This is a genomic window from Tianweitania aestuarii (assembly GCF_018457165.1).
Taxonomy (GTDB): domain Bacteria; phylum Pseudomonadota; class Alphaproteobacteria; order Rhizobiales; family Rhizobiaceae; genus Tianweitania; species Tianweitania aestuarii.
In genome coordinates, this window is the sequence record NZ_JAFMNX010000001.1 from 438807 (window position 1) to 457484 (window position 18678).

Here is an 18678-nt window from a genome sequence, read left to right on the forward strand (position 1 = left end):
ATCGTCGGCCGGCCGATTCTACCAGTTCGTCACCAGGTTGCCCGAACGCGGCTTCGTGCGTTTGCCCAGTCCCGTGAAGTCGAAGCTTGCGGCGTCGTCCACCACGGGCATGGGCAGCGAGATGTTGTCGAGGCTTTCGCTGATATGGCGCGACAGCGCTTCCACGATCGCGGATTGCCCGGCCGGTGTGTGGCCGCGCATGATCCCAATGCGGATGTCGGGAAGATCAGCAAAGCCTTCCGCTTCACCCAGCACGCGCATGCCGGGCCGCAAGGCGCATTCCGGCAGAACCGAAACGGCGAGCCCCGACAAAACGGCCGCAATCACCACGGTTGCCGACCAGCTGGTGAACAGGATGCGATAATCGCGTCCGCTGGCATCCAGCGCATCGCAGGCCGCACGCCGCCACATGCAGGTCGGGCGGCCAACCGCGAGCGGCAAAGTGGCTTCTTCATGTACGGGATGGTTGGCCGAGCTCACCCACAACAGCGGCTCACGGCGCACGATCTCGGACTGACCCGTGCCGCCGCTATGCGTCACCAGAGCCAGATCGAGCTGACCGCGCTTGAGCAGTTCCACGAGGTTGGACGTGGGCTCGCAGATCACCGACATCTCCACCCGCGGATTGGAGCGGGCGAAGCGCGCCATGATTTCCGGCAAAAAGCGGTCGGCGTAGTCATCGGGTGTGCCGATCCGGATCTGGCCTTCCAGGCTCGTGTCGTCGAAGGCCGCCATGGTTTCGCGGTTGAGGCGGATCATCCGCCGCGCATAGGCAAGCAGCTTCTCGCCATCGTCCGTCAGCCGGTTCGTGCGCCCGTTCTTCTCGAACAGCGACTTGCCGATGCGCTCTTCCAGCCGGCGCATCTGCATGGATACGGCCGATTGCGTGCGGTGCACCTCATCGGCGGCGCGGGTGAAGCTGCCGGTATCGGCAATGGCGACAAAGGTCTGCAACTGATCGAGATCGAGCGGGACGGCCATCCGGAACCTCCTGGAACCTTCATCAACAGCGTTGATAACGGCCATTAGAAACATTCGTTGGATTTATCAATCGGCGCGACGCATTCCTCCGCGTGTTCCATGCAAACGGTCACTGCCCTGTCACCTCCGCAGCATAGTGCTGCCGGTGCGGGGTCGCGACCGAACCTTCAAACAGGCATTCCAAGGAGACCTTCGATGTCGACGCTCGACCAGTCCGCCACCATGCTGCCAGCCGCGTTCCGCCCGGCCATCTGGGAGCGTGTGGCCGGTCGTGGCGTCGCGGTGATGCGTTTTCTTCGAAACCGAAGCGCATTTGTCAGGCTGAACGAGATGACCGACAAGCAGCTGAAGGATATCGGTTTGCGCCGCTATGATGTGCTTGAAGCCGGTCACGGGTTCGGCGATCCGATCACGCGCCTGACCATGATCGTGGACGAGCGTCAGTCCGGCGAAGCTGCCGCGCGGCACGTTGTCTGACAGTCGGAACGGCGCAAGGTGAGCGGAGGCTTATGCTTCCGCTTTCCCTGTTTGCTGAGCCTTCCGTTCTTCAAAGACCTCAGGCTCCACGCTTTTCCATGCCTTTGAGAAAGGTGTCGAAGATCGCTTCGGTGCCTTTCTGATAATCGTCCCGCGTCTTGCGACCAGTTTCGAACATGTCGCCAAACAGATCGTCATAGGGATTGCGCGGCCGTCCGCTGGGATTTGTCGGCTCGGGCTGCGGTTCCGGCTGGGCCTGGCTACCCATGCCGCCGCCGCCCATCATGCCTTCCAGCATCTTGCCCCAGGGTGTGCCACCGAACGGGTTGTTGGCTTGGCCGGATTGCGGCGCGCTTTCCCGTGCCTGACCAGTTCCGCCGGTCATCATGTCCTTCATGGCCTTGCCGAAGGGATTGTCGAACGGATCGAAGCTCGAGCCCGGAGTCGTGCCCGTCTTTGTGCCGCCACCTGACGACGCGCCGCCGCCCATGCCGCCGCGCATCATCTGCTCGATGATGTCGCCGAGGACATTGCCGCCCGATTGTCCCGGCATCTGGCCGGTGGACTGCTTGAACAGGCCGCCCATGATCATGCTGGCGAGTGCTGGCAGCATCTGCTGCAGGATCGACTGGGCAATGCCCGTGGATTGTGCGGCATGGGCGGCGACGGCCCGGCTGAGTTCCTTTGAACCGAACAGGTGGCCGAGAATGCCGTTGCCCTCGGCCGTGCCGTCCGGCCCCATCGCCTGGCTGGGATGATCGAAATAGCGGGCATGATCGCCCGATGCCATGGCCTGGAGAAAGCTTCCAACGCCGTAAGGGTCGTTGGCATTGCGCTTCAAACCCTGGCTGAAGGCGGGCAGCAGCGCTTCGGTGGCGAGCTGAACCTGTTGCTGGGTCAGCCCATATTGGCGCGCCATCAGCTCCATGGCCTTGCCGTTATCGGCGGTGTTGAGCATGTCGAACAAAGGCATCATGAGCGTGTTCTCCGTTAGGTATGAACCTAGGCCGGATTTGCACCGCTTAAAGGGTCGCGCGTTCGCGCACGCACCCGCATGATGATCTCAGTCGCCCCTTGGCCCTTCAGCCGCCGCTTGGCCTGATCAGTAGGCGTATTCCTGGAAGATCGGCTCGATCGAACCGCCCCAGCGCATGTGAAACGAATTCACCATGTCTTCCGCACTTGTCGTGCCGCGCGCAACCACTTCATCGAGCGGGCTGAGGAAGGACGTTTCATCATAGCCGTCTGCGTTGAGGCGCGCACGATTGGCCAACCCCTTGCGGGAAATGGCGAGCACGTCGCGGGCGATGTCGCGCAGGCTGTGATTGTCGAGCAGGGTCGCCAGACCTTGTTCCGGCACGGCGTTGCGCATGGCAACCACGTCTTCATAGGTCCAGTTGCGCGTCAGCGCTTCGGCTGCATCGAGGGCTTCCGGGTCATACAACAGGCCGACCCAGAACGCCGGCAGTGCGCAGATGCGCCGCCATGGACCGCCGTCGGCGCCGCGCATTTCGAGGAACCGCTTCAAGCGCACGTCGGGAAACAGCGTCGACAGGTGGTTGGCCCAGTCGCCCATGTTGGGCAGACCATCCGGCAATTCGTTGCGCAAGGCGCCGTTCATGAATTGGCGGAACGTCACATGGGTGAGGTCGCGGTAGCGGCCGTCGCGGATGGCGAAATACATCGGCACGTCGAGCGCCCATTCCACGTAATCGGCAAAGCCGAAATCGGGCGAGAAGCAGAACGGCAGCACGCCCGAGCGCTGGTTGTCGGTATCGCGCCAAATATCGCCGCGCCAGCTCTGGAAGCCGTTCGGCTTTCCATTGGTGAATGGCGAACTTGCAAACAGCGCCGTGGATAGCGGCTGCAGCTTCAAGGAAACCTGCATCTTGCGGCGCATGTCGGCTTCGGAAGAGAAGTCGAGATTCACCTGGATCGTGCAGGAGCGGTACATCATGTCCAGGCCCTTGGTGCCGACCTTGGGCATGTAGTTGGTCATGATGTCGTAGCGCGACTTCGGCATGCGTGGCGTTTCAGCCAGCGTCCATTTCGGGCTGCCGCCAAGGCCGAGAAAGCGGATGCCGAGCGGTTCGGCGATCTCGCGCACCTGCGCAAGATGGGCATTGCCCTCGCGGCAGGTCTGGTGGATCGTTTCGAGCGCTGCACCCGACAATTCGAACTGCCCGCCGGGCTCAAGCGAGATCGCACCCTGGCCGGTGGGCTCAACCAGACCGATGATGTTGCCTTCGTCGATGATGGGATCCCAGCCCAGCACGCGCTGCATGCCTTCCAGGATCGCGCGGATGCCGTTGTCGCCGCCATAAGGCACGGGACGATGGCCATCCACATAGAAGGGGAACTTCTCGTGCTCGGTGCCGATGCGCCATTGCTCGCGCGGCTTGTTGCCGGCAGCGAGATAGTCAACGAGTTCGTCCACGCCCTCGATCGGCCGGGAGTCGGTTGTGTCACGTGCCATTTTCGTCACCTGGCCTGAATTTGAGGCGCTTGCTTGCAGATTATGCATGCGCCGGGCAAGCGAATAATCTTGACCATGCTGTCAACGGGTTCTTACCAATCCCCCACCGTCGCCTGAATAACCGCCAATGCCGCAACGGCAGCGGTGTCGGCGCGCAGGATACGGGAACCGAGCGGAATGGCCGTCACAAACGGCAGATCGTGCAGCTGTCGCCGTTCCGTATCCGAAAAGCCCCCTTCCGGCCCAACCAGCAGCGCAAGCTTGCGCTCTTCGATCGCCTGAAGGCTGGCGAGCGGATTGTTGCCGGCAGCACCCTCATCACAGAAGATCAGTCGTCGGTTGGGATCCCAATCGTTCAGCAGGCGCTCGAACTTCACGGGCTCGCGAACGGCGGGAAGCGCGAGGATACCGCATTGCTCGGCGGCTTCGATCGCATTGGCCTGCAGACGGTCGACGCTGAGCCGCGTCATCTGGGTGTGCTGGGTCAGAACCGGCTGCAAGACACCAGCGCCCATCTCGACGGCTTTCTGCACGAGATAATCAAGCCGACCGACCTTGATCGGCGCAAAGCAGTAAAGCAGGTCCGGCTGCGGTTCCTGCGCTCGGGTCTGCTCGACGACATCGAGCGAAGCCGCCTTCTTCTTGCCTTCGCCCAAGCGCGCCAGCCATTCGCCGTCGCGCCCGTTGAAAACAAGCAGTTCCGCGCCCGGCTCGTAGCGCAGAACATGAAGGAGGTAATGGCTTTGCTGCGCTTCCAGCACCAGGCGAGCGCCGGTATCGAGGGCGTCGGGCACGAAGAGCCGTTGCATTTTGTAGTTCGCACGCATCAACCGGACATGAGCGCATGCGTGGCGAACGTCAAGCATGGCTTCCGGGCCGGCACACGGCATGCTAGCCGCTGCCCGACAGGAAAGGCTGGCCCATGCGTGTACTCGTGATTGAAAACAATGCCGGCACCACGCTCGGCCAGATCGAAACAGCGCTGGTCGAGCGCGGTGCTGAGATTACCATCTGCAAGGCCTTTGAAGGCGAGGCGCTGCCGAAAGGAGAGTTCGACGGGCTGGTGGTGCTGGGCGGCGTGCAGAACGCGTTGGCCGATGAAGGATCGCCCTATTTTCCCGAACTTCTCGAGCGCATGCGGGACTATGCCAGGTCGGACCGGGCCGTGCTCGGTGTTTGTCTTGGCAGTCAGCTTCTGGCGCGGGCCTTTGGCGCGGAAAACTTGATCGGCGCGACGCATGAGTTCGGATGGACGGAGGTTGCGCTGACGCAAGACGGTGCGGTTGATCCGATGCTGGGCGGTCTCGATCCGGTTTTCACGACCTTCCAGTGGCATGACGATACATTCGTGCTGCCACGCGGAGCCACACGGCTTGCCGGCAACGATCTCACGCACAATCAGGCCTTCAGGATCGGGCGCGCCGCTTACGGCATCCAGTTCCACTTCGAAGCCGATCGCAAGCTGATCGGTCAATGGAACACGATCAATGCCGACTATCTCGCGGAGCGCGAGCCGGATTGGCCGCAGCGCTTTGCAGCCGAACAGGCAACGCGCGGTGCCGATGCCGACGATAATGGCTTGAAGATCGCCCGCGCCTGGGCTGCGTTGATCGCAATTCATCCTTGATCTGAACACCACCTTCCGTGGCGCCATGCGTGTCATTTTTGGCACGTCTGCGGGAAGTGTGTGGACTGTGCTCTGCGAGCGCTATCTCGCGCTCACGCTTCGCTTTAAGAGGCTGCGCGAACCGGGGCGGAGAAAGCCCGGTGATGCAAATTTACATCACAACGAGCGAATGCGGAACGGGATGAAACCCGTTTGCGGGAGCGACGTTGAGCCAGTGAACCCGTTGGTAACTGGTCCATGCCAAGTCTTATGGATCGAAACTAGAGATGACCCCAGTGCGCGCCTTCTTCCTTTCCATGCTCATGATTTCCGGCATCGCTCTTTGGGGCGCGGGCATCTATTCGGCCGATGCTTCCGTCCACATGAACGTCGTCGACGGCTACGGCGTCAGCGCTTCGAACTAAGCCGGGCTTCGAACTGGCCTGTCAGGCACGATCTTGCCTGACATCGATGATGCGCTTGGTTCTGCCGTCCAGAACCACCGCCGTCATCACTCCCGTTTTCACCGCACCAGTGTCGACATTGATGCGGTTGGACAGCATCTCCACTTCCGCACTCGGCGTATGCCCGTGCACGATGATCCTGGGATGCAGGCCCTGATAGGCCAGGAACTCCTTTCGGATCCAGATCAGGTCTTCGCGATCCTGGATGGCGAGTTCAACGCCAGGGCGAATCCCGGCATGGCAGAAGTAATAATCGCCGAAGCTGAAAGAGCGCGGCAATCCCCTCAGGAAATCCAGATGCGCCTGTGGCATGGCTGCCAGCAGCTCGTCGCGCGTTCGGATACGGCCAGCCACATCGCTCAGGTCAGCGTCGACGCCATAGGAGCGCGCGGTCATGTCGCCGCCATGCGCCACGAACAAGCCGACTGGATGCGGGTCGGCAAGAAAGGTCAGCCAGCCTTCGTCATGGTTGCCCATCAGCGATAGAACGCGGCGATCACTTCTGCGCTCGATGATGAGGTCCAGTGCACGTTTGGTGTCCGGCCCGCGATCGCCGTAATCGCCGATATGGATGATGCGCCAATCTTCAGGCGCATCGCGTTCGAGCTCGCGATCGATCTCCGAATACAGGGCCTCGAGCAGGTCGGCGCATCCATGCACGTCGCCGATCGCGTAGATGCGCATCCCGTCTGGCGTGCGCGCATCATCGAGATGAACGCCCCGGCCACGCGTCACTGACTTGGCCTCGCCGGCTCGGTGGCGACCACCGGCAAGCGATGATGCAGAAGCTCGGGTCCCACGTCGCGAATGTCGCGCTTGCCGCAAAGCGCCATCGTGATGTCGAGCTCATTGCGGATGATATCGAGCGCCATCGTCACGCCGCGTTTTCCATAAGCACCGATGCCATACAGGAACGGGCGCCCGATATAGGTGCCTTGCGCTCCGAGACACAGCGCCTTCAGGACGTCCTGTCCCGACCGTATTCCGCCATCGACATGCACTTCGATACGGTCGCCCACCGCCTTCACGATTTCCGGCAAGACCGAGATGGACGAGGCCGCGCCGTCGAGCTGGCGGCCACCATGGTTGGACACGATGATCGCATCGGCTCCTGTTTCCGCCGCCATGGCCGCATCCTCGGCATCCAGAATGCCCTTCAGGATCAGCTTGCCGCCCCATTGTTCCTTGATCCAGGCCACATCGTCCCACGACAAACGCGGGTCGAACTGTTCGGCCGTCCACGATGACAAAGACGACAGATCGCCGACGCCTTGCGCATGGCCGACGATGTTGCCGAAGCTGCGACGCTTCGTGCCGAGCATCTCGAACGCCCATCTCGGCCGCGTCGCAACCTGCCAGATGTGCTTTGGAATGAACTTGGGCGGGGTCGACAACCCGTTGCGGATGTCCTTGTGCCGTTGCCCGAGGATCTGAAGATCCAGCGTCACCACCAGTGCCGAACAGCCGGCGGCGCGCGCCCGGTTGATCAGGCTTTTGACGAACTCGCGGTCCTTCATGACGTAAAGCTGAAACCAGAACGGCTTGATCGTATGCGCGGCGACATCCTCGATCGAGCACACGCTCATGGTGGACAGCGTGAACGGCACGCCGGCCACTTCGGCCGCCTGCGCCGCGAGGATCTCGCCATCGGCATGCTGCATGCCGGTGAGACCGGTGGGCGAAAGTGCTACCGGCATCGACACCTTTTCGCCGATCATCGTGCTTTCGAGCGATCGGTTGGTCATGTCGACCAGAACGCGCTGGCGCAGCTTGATGGCCGCGAAATCGGCTTCGTTCGCCTTGTAGGTGCCTTCGGTCCACGCGCCGGAATCGGCATAATCGAAGAACATCTTCGGCACGCGTCGACGTGCAACCTCTTTCAATTCAGCAATCGTCAGCGGCGTGGCCATAACCCTGCTCCCTCTTACGGCGTGATCGCGGTGTAAGCCCGGCAGGAACCATGGTCAATTTGATCGTTCGTCGACCTTGAAGTCTAACGCGCGCCGTAGCTGGCTTCGTAAAGGTTGCGCTGGCGGTTCAAGGCAACCATCGTGTTGCGCAGAAGAATGGAAACCGTGACCGGACCGACGCCGCCCGGCACCGGCGTGATCCAAGATGCGACGTGCTTCACGCTTTCAGTGTCGACATCGCCGACCACGCGTTCACGGCCATCGGCGTCCCGCTCGGTATTGATGCCGATATCGATCACGGCGGCTCCCGGCTTCACCATGTCGGCGCGGATCAGACGGGGCTTGCCAACGGCGACGAACAGGGCGTCGGCACGGCGCGCATGGGAGGCTAGCGAGCGCGTCATGTGGTGGCAAACCGTGACGGTGGCGCCTTCGCTGAGCAGCAGAAACGCGATGGGCTTGCCCACAATCTCGGAATGGCCGACCACCACGACCTCAAGCCCTTTCAGATCGAGCCCAGTGGCCTTCAGCAGTTCGACCGAAGCGGCAGCCGTGCAGGGTGCGAGGTCGAGTTCGTTGTAAACGATGTTGCCGATGGAAGCGGGATGCATGCCTTCCACATCCTTGAGCGGATGGATGGCGCGCTGCATGCTGCGCACCGGAATGGCCGCGGGCAGGGGGCGCTGCATGATGATGCCGGTCACTCGCGGATCGGCATTCATGCCGTGGATGGAGGCTTCGAGCTCGGCCGGACTGACCGTTGCGGGAAAGTTGCGCTCTTCGAAGTCGATGCCGGCGGCCTGCGCCTTGCGGCGCTGATTGCGGACATAAACATCGACGGCGTCCACATCGCCAACCGTGATCGACACCAGCTTCGGTTTCCAACCGTCTTCCGTCGCTGCCAGCGCCTGTTCGCGCACCTCAGCCAGAATGCGTTCGGCGACAGGTGCGCCCTTGAGATAGCGGGGATCGTCGGTCATCGCGCGCTCCTTTGCTAAGCCGTGGTGATAGGAGGAGAGACCCTAACCGTGATCAAAGAAAAAGGGCGACGCGATTTGCGCCGCGTCGCCCTTTTTTCGCGTCACGAAGTCCCCACCTCGCGCGCGCAGCCGGGTCGGACTGGAGGGAACGACCCGTGGCAGTTTCGAACCGGCCAGCTTTCAACGCGGCCGGTGCGTTCCCCCGCCGGAACTCATATCACCACGACCTTCGTGCCGATCCGCACGCGCTCATAGAGATCGGTGACATCTTCGTTACGCATCCGAATGCAGCCGGACGACACATTGGTGCCGATCGTCCAGGGCGCATTGGTGCCGTGAATGCGATAAAGCGTGGATCCGAGATAAAGCGCCCTTGCGCCAAGCGGATTGGCCGGACCGCCTTCCATCGTCACGGGCAAGATCCTGCCCTTGCGCTTTTCACGCGCCCGCATTTCGGCCGGCGGCGTCCAGGTCGGCCATTGCCGCTTGTTGGTGATGGTTTCCGTGCCGGTCCAGCCGAAGCCTTCCTTGCCGACACCAACGCCATAACGCCGCGCCTGACCGTCCGCTTCCACGAGGTAAAGGAACTTGGAATGGGTATCGATCACGATCGTGCCGGGCTTTTGGCCGCCATCATAGGCGACCATCTGCGGCAGGAACTCGGGCGACAGGCCGCGATCCGGACGCACGCGAACGGCGCCTGCGACGCTTACGGCTTCGATCGGCTGCGGCATCGGCTCGCGGTCGACATCCTGGCGACGAACACGCTTGCGCATCGGCGCGGCCTGTGGCGCAACACGAACCGCATAGCCCTGCGAAACACGCGGACGCTCGATCAGAACGCGGCGCTCCGGCGCTTGCTGGAGCTGCCTGACCCAGGGCGCGGCCAGATCCGGGCTCACCACAACCGGCGGTCGCTCGCGATAGCGATCCTGCGCTTGCGCCGCTGCCGGCGCCAGCACGATCAAAGCCGCGCTGCAAAGAATGGAAAGCCGCATGGGTGAACCCGTTGATGCCGTGTTTCGATAAAGCGCAACCCCGCCTTCATCTTGGCTCCATCATCCCCCGGCAATTCCAAGCAAAAGGTGAATCGGCTTCGTTAAAGTTCGATTCAACGATGAAACGCTTTGCAGTGGTTACCAACTCGCTGCCGAACTTGGTAAAGGACGAATAAACAAGAAAGGAAGCGTCATGTCTGATCTGGCTGCCGGCCTGGTGCGCGGCGATGACGGTGTGATCCGCTGCGCATGGGGTGGCTCGACGCCCGATTACATTTCCTATCACGATAGGGAATGGGGACGCCCGATGGCCGACGACCATCGGCTGTTCGAGAAGATTTGCCTGGAAGGCTTCCAGTCCGGCCTGTCCTGGCTGACGATCCTGCGCAAGCGCGAGAATTTCCGTGCGGCCTTTGCGGGTTTCGATTTCGCGGTGGTGGCGCAGTTCGGTGAAGCGGATGTCGAGCGCCTTGTTGCGGATGCCGGCATCATCCGCCATCGCGGCAAGATCAACTCGACGATCAACAATGCCAAACGGGCGATGGAAATGAAGGCGGAGTTCGGCTCGCTCGCCGCTTACTTCTGGCGCTTCGAACCGCCAGCCGATGAGCGGCCGCAGGTGGTGGACTGGGAAACGATCCGCGCCAACCCCACGACGCCTGCGTCCATCCGCCTGTCGAAGGACCTGAAGAAACGCGGCTGGACATTCGTCGGACCAACCACCGTTTACGCCTTCATGCAGGCCATGGGCCTGGTGAACGATCACATCGAAGGCTGCGCCTGCCGCGCCGCGGTCGAAAAGGAGCGCGCCGGCTTCAAGCGACCTGTCGCCTAAGCCTCACTGGCAGGTCAGCGAGTTGCCCACCGTCCGGCATTTCGAGCCGTCGCGATTATAGATGGTGTCGCCAAGCCGCCGCGTTGAATTCTGGTTGGTGGGATAAAGCGCATTGTCGGGGCTTTTGGCGCGCTTTTGCGGGTTGGTATAGCGCTGGTTGCCAAGCGGGCTTTTGCGCGTCTGGTTGTTCAGCGAAGGCGTGGTGGGCGTGCGCTGGCCGGAGCGGCCATCGGAACAGAAATAGCTCGACCCGATCGCGCGGCAGTTCTGCGCCATCGTCGGTGCGGCGGGCAGCACGATCAGCGCAGCGAGGAGAAAAGTGGGAATGCGGACCATGATCGGCTTCCTTCGTTTCCCTTTAGATAGGAACGCTCGGTGCCGACTGGAACCATCGCCTGAGCCAAAAGCGCGCCGAAGGGCGTCCTTTGCTTGAAGCTGAGCGCTCCATCCGGTAGAGCGCCCTTATTCAAGTCATTGCTGGCTTCCCAACGATTTCTGGACTTCTTCCATGGCCGATAAGAACGAGAAGATGAAAGCGCGGCTTGCGCGCGGCTTTGGCGACCGCTCGGCCGATGATATCCGCGCCACCGAACGCATGATCGAGAAGATCAAGGCCGTCTACGATCTCTACGGCTTCGAGCCGGTCGAGCAGCCTTTGATCGAATACACGGATGCGCTCGGCAAGTTTCTGCCGGACCTCGACCGGCCCAACGAAGGCGTGTTTTCCTTCCAGGACGATGACGAGCAGTGGCTATCGCTGCGCTACGACCTGACCGCACCGCTCGCCCGCTATGTCGCGGAGAATTTCGAACGTCTGCCCAAGCCCTTCCGCTCCTATCGCGCGGGCTGGGTGTTCCGCAACGAGAAGCCGGGTCCGGGCCGCTTCCGCCAGTTCATGCAGTTCGATGCCGACACGGTGGGAACGCCTGGCGTCGCGGCCGATGCCGAAATGACCATGATGATGGCCGATGTCATGGAAGCGCTCGGCATCAAGCGCGGCGATTACGTCATCCGCGTCAACAACCGCAAGGTGCTGGACGGTGTGCTGGAAGCGATTGGTCTCGGCGGCGACGACAATGCCGGCCGCCGTTTGACCGTTCTGCGCGCGATCGACAAGCTCGACAAGTTCGGTCCCGAAGGCGTGAAGCTCCTGCTGGGCGCGGGCCGCTGGGATGGCGGCGCCGAAGGCGAGGGCGACTTCACCAAGGGCGCCGAACTGGATGACGCTGCCATCGCCAAGGTTCTCGCTTATGTGGAAACCGGCGAGATCGAGGACAATCAGGGCGTTGTCGAACTGCGCGAGATCGAAGCGCTGGTGCGTGCAGCCGGCTACGGCGAAGACCGCATCAAGATCGATCCATCCGTCGTGCGTGGCCTCGAATACTACACCGGACCCGTCTACGAGGCCGAGCTCCTCGCCGAGATCCCCAACGAAGACGGCAAGATCGTGCGTTTCGGCTCGGTCGGCGGCGGTGGGCGTTATGATGGTCTCGTGTCGCGTTTCCGCGGCGAACCTGTGCCGGCAACCGGCTTCTCGATCGGTGTTTCTCGCCTGATGACGGCGCTGAAGAACCTCGGCAAGCTCGATACGGCCGATGTTGTTGCGCCGGTGGTTGTGCTGGTCATGGATCGCGACACGGAAAGCCTTGGCCGCTACCAGAAGATGGTCGGCGATCTGCGCCAGGCCGGCATTCGCGCCGAGATGTATCTCGGCGGCGCCGGCATGAAGGCGCAGATGAAATATGCCGACCGCCGCGGCGCACCCTGCGTGGTGATCCAGGGCGGCGACGAGCGTGCAAACGGCGAAGTGCAGGTCAAGGATCTGATCGAAGGCGCGCGATTGTCGGCGGAGATTACCGACAACGAAGCCTGGCGCGAAGGCCGTCCGGCACAGGTGTCGGTGCCGGAAGCCGAGCTGGTCGCGACGATCCGCGCCATCCTCGCTGCACAGGCGCAAGAGCGGCAGGCGTGACACTCGCTGACACCATCCTGGCGCGCTTTGCAGCGGATGCCATTCCGCTGGCTGATGTGCCGATCCTGCAACCGGCCGATCCTTTTCTGGACATGGCCGGCGAAGATCTTCGCCGGCGCATTTTCCTGACGCAAAGCGAAACGGGCGAAAGCCTGTGTTTGCGGCCCGAATTCACCATTCCCGTTTGCCGCGACCACATCGCGCGTCAGGCCGGAACACCGCGCCGCTATGGGTATCTCGGCGAGGTTTTCCGCCAGCATCGAGAAGGCGGCACCCAATTCCTTCAGGCCGGCATCGAGGACCTCGGGGAACGCGATACGTCCACAGCCGATGCGCGCTCCGTGGCCGATGCCTGTCGCCTCCTGAACGAGGCGCTGCCGGGCGTTTCTTTGTCGGTGACGATCGGCGATCAGGCGATCTTCGAGGCCGTTCTGGCAGCCCTCGGTTTGCCGCGCGGCTGGCAAATGCGTTTGGCGCGCGCCTTCGGTGCTGCCGATATGCTCGAAGCCGCGCTTGCCGATCTCGCCAATCCCCCGAAGAAGCGTAATCTCGGCCAGCCGGTCTCGCGTCTCGTGGCTGCACGTGATCGTGCAGCGGTCGCCGATTATCTCGAAAAGCAGATGGATGTCGCCGGCATTTCGCCGTCTGCCGGGCGCACGCCCGATGACATCGCCCGCCGCCTGATCGAAAGAGCGGAACTCAGCGCCGTTCGGATTGCCGATGATGCTTTTGAAGCGCTAAAGCGCTTTCTGGCGATCCGCGAACCCCTGGCACAAGCCGGCGAAACGCTGCGGCGCTTTGCCGATGAATGCGACCTCTTTCTGGATGCGGCGCTGGAACAGTTCGCCAAACGCGCCGACGCCTTGGCTGCTCAAGGCTTGCAGGGCGCAAGCTTCACCTATGACGCCGCTTTCGGTCGTCCGCTGGATTATTACACCGGGCTCGTTTTCGAAATCAGCGCGGCCGGCGATCCGAGGCCTCTGGTCGGCGGCGGCCGCTATGATCGCCTTCTGACGATGCTGGGTGCCGAACACTCCATTCCCGGCGTCGGCTTCTCGGCCTGGCTTGATCGCATCGAAGGAGCGCGCAAGCCATGACCTTGACGCTTGCTCTGCCTTCCAAGGGTCGTCTCAAGGAACAGGCCATCGCCCGCTTTGCCGAAGCCGGCCTTCAGGTGCAGTTGCCGACCGATCCGCGTTCTTATCGTGGACGCATCGACGGCGCCTTGTCGCTCGACGTGCTGTTTCTTTCTGCTTCCGAAATCGCCCAGGAACTGGGGCAGGGCGCCGTAGACCTTGGTGTCACGGGCGAAGACCTCGTGCGTGAGAACCTCGCCAACTGGGACGCGCACGTGTCGATCGAGGCGCGCCTCGGCTTCGGTGCCGCCGATGTGGTTGTCGCCGTGCCCGATGTCTGGATGGACGTCGAGACCATGGCCGATCTCGACGATGTCGCCGCCGACTTTCGCCAGCGTCATGGCCGCCGTTTGCGCATCGCCACCAAATACTGGCGCCTGACGCAGCAGTTCTTCTCGCTGAAACACGGCATCCAGGTTTACCGCATCGTGGAAAGCCTCGGCGCCACCGAAGGTGCCCCGGCAGCCGGTCTGGCAGATGTCATTGTCGACATCACCTCCAGCGGCTCGACCCTGAGCGCAAACCATCTGCGTGTCTTGTCCGACGGCATCATCCTGCGCTCACAGGCCTGTCTCGTCGCATCCAAGCGCGAGCGCTCGGCGGAAGATGCGCAGGCTCTGGCTCAGCTGAGCGCACTGTTCGCCACAGCTTGATCGGCATAAAAAAAGCCCGGCTCGAAGGCCGGGCTTTGGTCGTCATGAAATAGCTTGGACTATGGCCATGAACGCGACGGTTTAACGACGCGCATCCACGGAAATCGAACCGGCACCATAGGCACCCAGGACGAGCAAGCCGCCGGCCATTGCCAGGTTCTTCTGGAAATTGATCATCTGCATCATGTCGGACCAATCCATGTGGGCGACAAAGGCCGATGCCACCGAGAAGATGGCCAGCGCGAAAGCTGCTTCGCGCGTGCGGAAGCCGATCAGAACAGCCAGGCCGCCCAAGAGTTCGAGCAAGCCGACAAGCACGGCCACAACCATCGGGGCCGGGATGCCCATGCTGCCGAAATAGCCGGCCGTGCCGCTTAGCGCGGTCAGCTTGCTGAAGCCGGAAAGAATGAAGATGATCGACAGCAGGATGCGGCCGATAAGCACGACAGTGGACATGAAAGCCTCGCGGGATAAGAACTGCCCCTATGTGGAGCAATTCCCTTCCCGGCGCGAGACAGCAATCCCACGACGCATTGTTCGATAAACGAGAACATGCGTCGCGGAACTGTTCACATTGGCGAGACTTGATCAGCCCGGCTGCGTCATCGCTTCCGGCTTCACCAGAGCATCATACTCTTCATCGGTGACTTCGCCGCTGCCAACTGCTTCTTCGCGCAGGGTGGTGCCGTTCTTGTGCGCGGTCTTGGCGATCTTGGCCGCCGCGTCATAGCCGATCTTCGGCGCCAGCGCGGTCACCAGCATCAGCGAGCGCTGCATGAGATCGTCGATGCGACGCTCATCGGCCTCGATGCCATCGACGCAGTTGTCGGCAAACGAGCGCATGGCATCGGCCAGGATGCGGATCGACTGCAGCACGTTGAGCGCGATCACCGGCTTGAAGACGTTGAGCTCGAAGTGACCCTGGCTGGCCGCGAAGGCAACGGCGGTCTGGTTGCCCATCACCTGCGCCGCCACCATCGTGAGCGCCTCGGCCTGGGTCGGGTTGACCTTGCCCGGCATGATCGAGGAGCCCGGCTCGTTTTCCGGCAGCTTCAATTCGCCGAGACCCGAACGCGGACCGGAGCCCAGGAAGCGGATGTCGTTGCCGATCTTGAACAGGTCGGCGGCGAGTGCGGTCAGCGAGCCGTGCAGATCCGTCAGGGCGCCATGAGAGGCCAGCGCCTCGAACTTATTGGCGGCGGTGCGGAAGGGCAGGGAAGTGATTTCCGACACGCGGTCGGCAAAGGCCGTGTCGAACCCGACAGGCGCGTTCAGACCGGTCCCGACGGCCGTTCCACCCTGCGCCAGAGCGTAAACGTCTTCCAGGCTGTCGGCAATGCGCTTTTCGCCGAGTTCCAGCGCAACGAGATAGCCGGAGAATTCCTGGCCGAGCGTCAGCGGTGTGGCGTCCTGCGTATGAGTGCGGCCGATCTTGACGATCTTCTCGAAGGCATCGACCTTCTTCTCGATGGCAGCCTGCAGATGCTCCAAGGCCGGCAGCAGGCGCTCATGCACTTCCAGAACGGCTGCGATATGCATGGCGGTCGGGAACGTGTCGTTCGACGACTGGCTCATATTGACGTGGTCGTTGGGATGAACCGGCTTCTTCGAGCCCATCGTGCCGCCGAGCATCTCGATGGCGCGGTTGGAAATGACCTCGTTGGCATTCATGTTCGACTGCGTGCCCGAACCGGTCTGCCAGACCACCAGCGGAAAATGATCGTCGAGCGCACCCGAAATCACCTCGTCGGCCGCGGCAGCGATCGTGCTGCCGACTTCCTTGTCGAGCTTGCCGAGATCCACATTTACTTCAGCCGCCGCGCGCTTCACCATACCGAGCGCGTGAACGAGCGGCAGCGGCATGCGCTCGCCGCCGATCTTAAAGTTCTCGAGGGAGCGCTGGGTCTGGGCACCCCAGTACTTGTCCGAAGGAACGTCGATGGGCCCGAATGTATCACTTTCGCGGCGAGTGTCGGCCATAGTCAGATCTCCTGTTCGCGCGTGTGGCTACCACAACAAACCGTGCGCTGCCATTGGCTGTGTGACGTCAAATCGATTGAGTAAAGAAGAAGCTGCGCAGGCATCCGATCGGGCCGCCTCAGCAACAAAAAAGCCGGCCACGTGAGTGACCGGCTTTTCTTAACTGGGTGAAGCAGGAATTACTTGTCCAGCTTGTCCGCGACGTCGCTCTTGGCGTCGCCGTAGCCCTTCTGGACCTTGCCTTCGGCCTTGTCCATCTTGCCTTCAGCCTGGAGATCGGCGTTGTTCGTGGCGCCACCAACGGCGTCCTTGACTGCGCCCTTGACCTGCTTGCCGAGACCTGCTGCCTGATCGCTATTAGCCATGATGTTTCTCCTTGTTGCGGATCGATGTCTTAGAAACGCGACCCCTGACAAAACGTTCCGCAAATCATTCAGCGCAAGACAGCCGAGGCAAAAGAAAAGGGCGGCATCGCTGCCGCCCTTTCTGACTGTCTGGAGGAGACTGGACTTAGAAGTCCATGCCACCCATGCCGCCCATGCCGCCGCCCGGCATTGCAGGCATTGCGGAGTCCTTCTTAGGGGTCTCGGCAATCATGGCTTCCGTGGTGATCAGCAGGCCGGCAACCGAAGCTGCGTCCTGGAGAGCGGTACGAACAACCTTGACCGGGTCAACGATGCCGAGCTGGATCAGATCGCCATACTCGTCGGTTGCAGCGTTGTAGCCGAAGGTCGGCGTGTTGTCGTCCATGATGCGGCCGGCAACGATCGATGCTTCTGCACCGGCATTCGACGCGATCTGGCGAACAGGAGCCTGAAGGGCACGACGCACGATGGCGATGCCAGCAGCCTGGTCGGCATTGATGCCGGTGACCGTGATCGACTTCGTTGCGCGCAGCAGAGCCGTGCCGCCGCCAGGAACGATGCCTTCTTCAACCGCAGCGCGGGTTGCGTTCAGGGCGTCGTCAACGCGGTCCTTCTTTTCCTTGACTTCGACTTCCGTCGCGCCGCCGACGCGGATAACCGCAACGCCGCCTGCGAGCTTTGCGAGACGCTCCTGGAGCTTCTCACGATCGTAGTCCGAAGAGGTTTCTTCGATCTGCTGCTTGATCTGGGCAACGCGGCCCTGGATCTCGGCCTTTTCACCGGCGCCATCAACGATGGTGGTGTTTTCCTTGGTGATCGACACCTTCTTGGCGCGGCCCAGCATGTCGAGGGTCACGTTTTCGAGCTTGATGCCGATGTCTTCGGAAATCACCTGGCCGCCCGTGAGGATGGCGATGTCTTCCAGCATGGCCTTGCGGCGATCGCCGAAGCCCGGTGCCTTGACGGCAGCGATCTTCAGGCCGCCACGCAGCTTGTTGACGACGAGCGTGGCCAGAGCCTCGCCTTCCACGTCTTCCGAGATGATGACCAGCGGCTTCGAGGACTGAACAACAGCCTCGAGAACCGGCAGCATTGCCTGGAGGTTGGAGAGCTTCTTCTCGTGAAGGAGAATGTAAGCGTCTTCCAGCTCGGCAACCATCTTGTCCGGGTTGGTGACGAAGTATGGGCTGAGATAGCCGCGGTCGAACTGCATGCCTTCAACGACTTCGAGTTCGGTCTCGGCGGTCTTGGCTTCTTCGACGGTGATGACACCCTCGTTGCCGACCTTCTGCATCGCTTCCGCGATCATCTGGCCGATTTCCTTCTCGCCGTTAGCCGAGATGGTGCCGACCTGAGCCACTTCTTCCGAAGTGTTGATCTTCTTGGCGACGCGGCCGAGTTCGGAAACGACTTCGGCAACAGCCATGTCGATGCCGCGCTTCAGGTCCATCGGGTTCATGCCGGCGGCAACGGCCTTGTGGCCTTCCTGAACGATCGACTGAGCGAGAACGGTTGCCGTGGTCGTGCCGTCACCGGCCTTGTCGTTGGTCTTCGAGGCCACTTCGCGCAGCATCTGTGCGCCCATGTTCTCGAACTTGTCTTCCAGCTCGATCTCCTTGGCGACGGAAACGCCGTCCTTGGTGATGCGCGGGGCGCCGAACGACTTGTCGATCACGACGTTGCGGCCCTTGGGGCCGAGCGTGACCTTCACTGCGTCTGCGAGAATGTTGACGCCGCGCAGCATACGCTCGCGGGCATCACGGGAGAATTTTACGTCTTTTGCAGCCATGTGCGTGCTCCTGGGCCTAGGGCCCGAATGTCAGGTTGCGAATAGGGAAGAGGTCG

20 protein-coding genes are annotated in these 18678 nt (G+C 62.0%); 7 read left to right on the forward strand and 13 right to left on the reverse strand.

What is annotated here, in order from left to right; all coding sequences use genetic code 11:
- Window positions 1-18 precede the first annotated feature (18 nt).
- Entirely contained in the window at window positions 19-981 is a 963-nt protein-coding gene (locus tag JYU29_RS02070; RefSeq protein ID WP_213983108.1) for a LysR substrate-binding domain-containing protein, read from the reverse strand.
- 195 nt (window positions 982-1176) lie between these two features.
- Between JYU29_RS02070 and JYU29_RS02075 the strand changes: the two genes are divergently transcribed.
- Window positions 1177-1458, forward strand: coding sequence for a YjiS-like domain-containing protein (locus tag JYU29_RS02075; protein WP_213983109.1), 282 nt, complete (start codon window positions 1177-1179; stop codon window positions 1456-1458).
- A 79-nt stretch (window positions 1459-1537) separates the two neighbouring features.
- Here the strand turns inward: JYU29_RS02075 and JYU29_RS02080 are convergent, their stop codons facing one another.
- The 3 genes from JYU29_RS02080 to JYU29_RS02090 all read right to left on the reverse strand — a co-directional run bounded on the left by JYU29_RS02080 (window position 1538) and on the right by JYU29_RS02090 (window position 4761).
- Window positions 1538-2434, reverse strand: coding sequence for a DUF937 domain-containing protein (locus JYU29_RS02080; RefSeq protein ID WP_213983110.1), 897 nt, complete (start codon window positions 2432-2434; stop codon window positions 1538-1540).
- A 126-nt stretch (window positions 2435-2560) separates the two neighbouring features.
- Window positions 2561-3934, reverse strand: coding sequence for a glutamate--cysteine ligase (locus tag JYU29_RS02085; RefSeq protein WP_213983111.1), 1374 nt, complete (start codon window positions 3932-3934; stop codon window positions 2561-2563).
- A gap of 92 nt (window positions 3935-4026) precedes the next feature.
- Window positions 4027-4761 (reverse strand): 16S rRNA (uracil(1498)-N(3))-methyltransferase, encoded by a 735-nt coding sequence (locus JYU29_RS02090; RefSeq protein WP_213983112.1) that lies wholly within the window; start codon window positions 4759-4761, stop codon window positions 4027-4029.
- A gap of 95 nt (window positions 4762-4856) precedes the next feature.
- Here JYU29_RS02090 and JYU29_RS02095 point away from each other — a divergent pair, with 95 nt between their 5' ends.
- Both JYU29_RS02095 and JYU29_RS02100 read left to right on the forward strand, forming a co-directional pair.
- A complete protein-coding gene (locus tag JYU29_RS02095) occupies window positions 4857-5561 on the forward strand; it encodes a type 1 glutamine amidotransferase (RefSeq protein WP_213983113.1) in 705 nt (234 codons plus the stop codon).
- A gap of 266 nt (window positions 5562-5827) precedes the next feature.
- Window positions 5828-5965, forward strand: a complete 138-nt coding sequence (locus tag JYU29_RS02100) for a hypothetical protein (protein ID WP_213983114.1) — start codon at window positions 5828-5830, stop codon at window positions 5963-5965.
- A gap of 21 nt (window positions 5966-5986) precedes the next feature.
- Here JYU29_RS02100 and JYU29_RS02105 read toward each other — a convergent pair whose 3' ends face one another.
- The 4 genes from JYU29_RS02105 to JYU29_RS02120 form a co-directional block, all read right to left on the reverse strand.
- On the reverse strand, window positions 5987-6739 hold the full coding sequence (locus JYU29_RS02105; protein ID WP_347879833.1) for a metallophosphoesterase: 753 nt from the start codon (window positions 6737-6739) through the stop codon (window positions 5987-5989).
- Window positions 6736-7914, reverse strand: a complete 1179-nt coding sequence (locus JYU29_RS02110) for an alpha-hydroxy acid oxidase (protein ID WP_213983115.1) — start codon at window positions 7912-7914, stop codon at window positions 6736-6738. Before JYU29_RS02110 ends, JYU29_RS02105 begins: the two co-directional genes overlap by 4 nt.
- Before the next feature lie 83 nt (window positions 7915-7997).
- The gene (locus JYU29_RS02115) at window positions 7998-8894 is read right to left on the reverse strand and encodes a bifunctional 5,10-methylenetetrahydrofolate dehydrogenase/5,10-methenyltetrahydrofolate cyclohydrolase (protein WP_213983116.1); all 897 of its coding nucleotides are present in this window, start codon (window positions 8892-8894) and stop codon (window positions 7998-8000) included.
- 212 nt (window positions 8895-9106) lie between these two features.
- Window positions 9107-9892: a L,D-transpeptidase gene (locus JYU29_RS02120; RefSeq protein ID WP_213983117.1), complete on the reverse strand. Its 786-nt coding sequence runs from the start codon at window positions 9890-9892 to the stop codon at window positions 9107-9109.
- 193 nt (window positions 9893-10085) lie between these two features.
- Between JYU29_RS02120 and JYU29_RS02125 the strand changes: the two genes are divergently transcribed.
- On the forward strand, window positions 10086-10727 hold the full coding sequence (locus tag JYU29_RS02125; protein WP_213983118.1) for a DNA-3-methyladenine glycosylase I: 642 nt from the start codon (window positions 10086-10088) through the stop codon (window positions 10725-10727).
- A 3-nt stretch (window positions 10728-10730) separates the two neighbouring features.
- On the opposite strand, the gene JYU29_RS02130 is transcribed toward JYU29_RS02125, so the two are convergent.
- The gene (locus tag JYU29_RS02130; RefSeq protein WP_213983119.1) at window positions 10731-11063 is read right to left on the reverse strand and encodes a hypothetical protein; all 333 of its coding nucleotides are present in this window, start codon (window positions 11061-11063) and stop codon (window positions 10731-10733) included.
- A gap of 172 nt (window positions 11064-11235) precedes the next feature.
- Between JYU29_RS02130 and hisS the strand changes: the two genes are divergently transcribed.
- Genes hisS through hisG form a run of 3 tightly spaced genes read left to right on the forward strand, consistent with a single transcriptional unit; the run spans window position 11236 to window position 14488 of the window.
- Window positions 11236-12699 carry a histidine--tRNA ligase gene (gene hisS, locus JYU29_RS02135; protein ID WP_213983120.1) on the forward strand — a complete coding sequence of 488 codons (1464 nt, stop codon included), beginning with the start codon at window positions 11236-11238 and terminating at the stop codon, window positions 12697-12699.
- Window positions 12696-13796, forward strand: a complete 1101-nt coding sequence (locus JYU29_RS02140; RefSeq protein WP_213983121.1) for an ATP phosphoribosyltransferase regulatory subunit — start codon at window positions 12696-12698, stop codon at window positions 13794-13796. The genes hisS and JYU29_RS02140 overlap by 4 nt, the downstream gene beginning before the upstream one ends.
- Window positions 13793-14488: an ATP phosphoribosyltransferase gene (hisG, locus tag JYU29_RS02145; RefSeq protein ID WP_213983122.1), complete on the forward strand. Its 696-nt coding sequence runs from the start codon at window positions 13793-13795 to the stop codon at window positions 14486-14488. The genes JYU29_RS02140 and hisG overlap by 4 nt, the downstream gene beginning before the upstream one ends.
- A gap of 81 nt (window positions 14489-14569) precedes the next feature.
- On the opposite strand, the gene JYU29_RS02150 is transcribed toward hisG, so the two are convergent.
- From JYU29_RS02150 to groL, 4 genes are all read right to left on the reverse strand, one after another.
- Window positions 14570-14944, reverse strand: coding sequence for a DoxX family protein (locus JYU29_RS02150; RefSeq protein WP_213983123.1), 375 nt, complete (start codon window positions 14942-14944; stop codon window positions 14570-14572).
- A gap of 132 nt (window positions 14945-15076) precedes the next feature.
- On the reverse strand, window positions 15077-16468 hold the full coding sequence (gene fumC / locus JYU29_RS02155; protein WP_213983124.1) for a class II fumarate hydratase: 1392 nt from the start codon (window positions 16466-16468) through the stop codon (window positions 15077-15079).
- Between the two features lie 179 nt (window positions 16469-16647).
- Window positions 16648-16833: a CsbD family protein gene (locus tag JYU29_RS02160; RefSeq protein WP_213983125.1), complete on the reverse strand. Its 186-nt coding sequence runs from the start codon at window positions 16831-16833 to the stop codon at window positions 16648-16650.
- Between the two features lie 145 nt (window positions 16834-16978).
- The gene (groL, locus tag JYU29_RS02165; protein WP_213983126.1) at window positions 16979-18622 is read right to left on the reverse strand and encodes a chaperonin GroEL; all 1644 of its coding nucleotides are present in this window, start codon (window positions 18620-18622) and stop codon (window positions 16979-16981) included.
- Window positions 18623-18678: the final 56 nt, after the last annotated feature.

Excerpts from the sequence above, each read along its gene's own strand:
- JYU29_RS02070 (WP_213983108.1), bottom strand. The coding sequence starts at position 981 with ATGGCCGTCCCGCTCGATCTCGATCAGTTGCAGACCTTTGTCGCCATT.
- JYU29_RS02075 (WP_213983109.1), top strand. The coding sequence starts at position 1,177 with ATGTCGACGCTCGACCAGTCCGCCACCATGCTGCCAGCCGCGTTCCGC.
- JYU29_RS02080 (WP_213983110.1), bottom strand. The coding sequence starts at position 2,434 with ATGATGCCTTTGTTCGACATGCTCAACACCGCCGATAACGGCAAGGCC.
- JYU29_RS02085 (WP_213983111.1), bottom strand. The coding sequence starts at position 3,934 with ATGGCACGTGACACAACCGACTCCCGGCCGATCGAGGGCGTGGACGAA.
- JYU29_RS02090 (WP_213983112.1), bottom strand. The coding sequence starts at position 4,761 with ATGCGTGCGAACTACAAAATGCAACGGCTCTTCGTGCCCGACGCCCTC.
- JYU29_RS02095 (WP_213983113.1), top strand. The coding sequence starts at position 4,857 with ATGCGTGTACTCGTGATTGAAAACAATGCCGGCACCACGCTCGGCCAG.
- JYU29_RS02100 (WP_213983114.1), top strand. The coding sequence starts at position 5,828 with ATGACCCCAGTGCGCGCCTTCTTCCTTTCCATGCTCATGATTTCCGGC.
- JYU29_RS02110 (WP_213983115.1), bottom strand. The coding sequence starts at position 7,914 with ATGGCCACGCCGCTGACGATTGCTGAATTGAAAGAGGTTGCACGTCGA.
- JYU29_RS02115 (WP_213983116.1), bottom strand. The coding sequence starts at position 8,894 with ATGACCGACGATCCCCGCTATCTCAAGGGCGCACCTGTCGCCGAACGC.
- JYU29_RS02120 (WP_213983117.1), bottom strand. The coding sequence starts at position 9,892 with ATGCGGCTTTCCATTCTTTGCAGCGCGGCTTTGATCGTGCTGGCGCCG.
- JYU29_RS02125 (WP_213983118.1), top strand. The coding sequence starts at position 10,086 with ATGTCTGATCTGGCTGCCGGCCTGGTGCGCGGCGATGACGGTGTGATC.
- JYU29_RS02130 (WP_213983119.1), bottom strand. The coding sequence starts at position 11,063 with ATGGTCCGCATTCCCACTTTTCTCCTCGCTGCGCTGATCGTGCTGCCC.
- hisS (WP_213983120.1), top strand. The coding sequence starts at position 11,236 with ATGGCCGATAAGAACGAGAAGATGAAAGCGCGGCTTGCGCGCGGCTTT.
- hisG (WP_213983122.1), top strand. The coding sequence starts at position 13,793 with ATGACCTTGACGCTTGCTCTGCCTTCCAAGGGTCGTCTCAAGGAACAG.
- JYU29_RS02150 (WP_213983123.1), bottom strand. The coding sequence starts at position 14,944 with ATGTCCACTGTCGTGCTTATCGGCCGCATCCTGCTGTCGATCATCTTC.
- fumC (WP_213983124.1), bottom strand. The coding sequence starts at position 16,468 with ATGGCCGACACTCGCCGCGAAAGTGATACATTCGGGCCCATCGACGTT.
- JYU29_RS02160 (WP_213983125.1), bottom strand. The coding sequence starts at position 16,833 with ATGGCTAATAGCGATCAGGCAGCAGGTCTCGGCAAGCAGGTCAAGGGC.
- groL (WP_213983126.1), bottom strand. The coding sequence starts at position 18,622 with ATGGCTGCAAAAGACGTAAAATTCTCCCGTGATGCCCGCGAGCGTATG.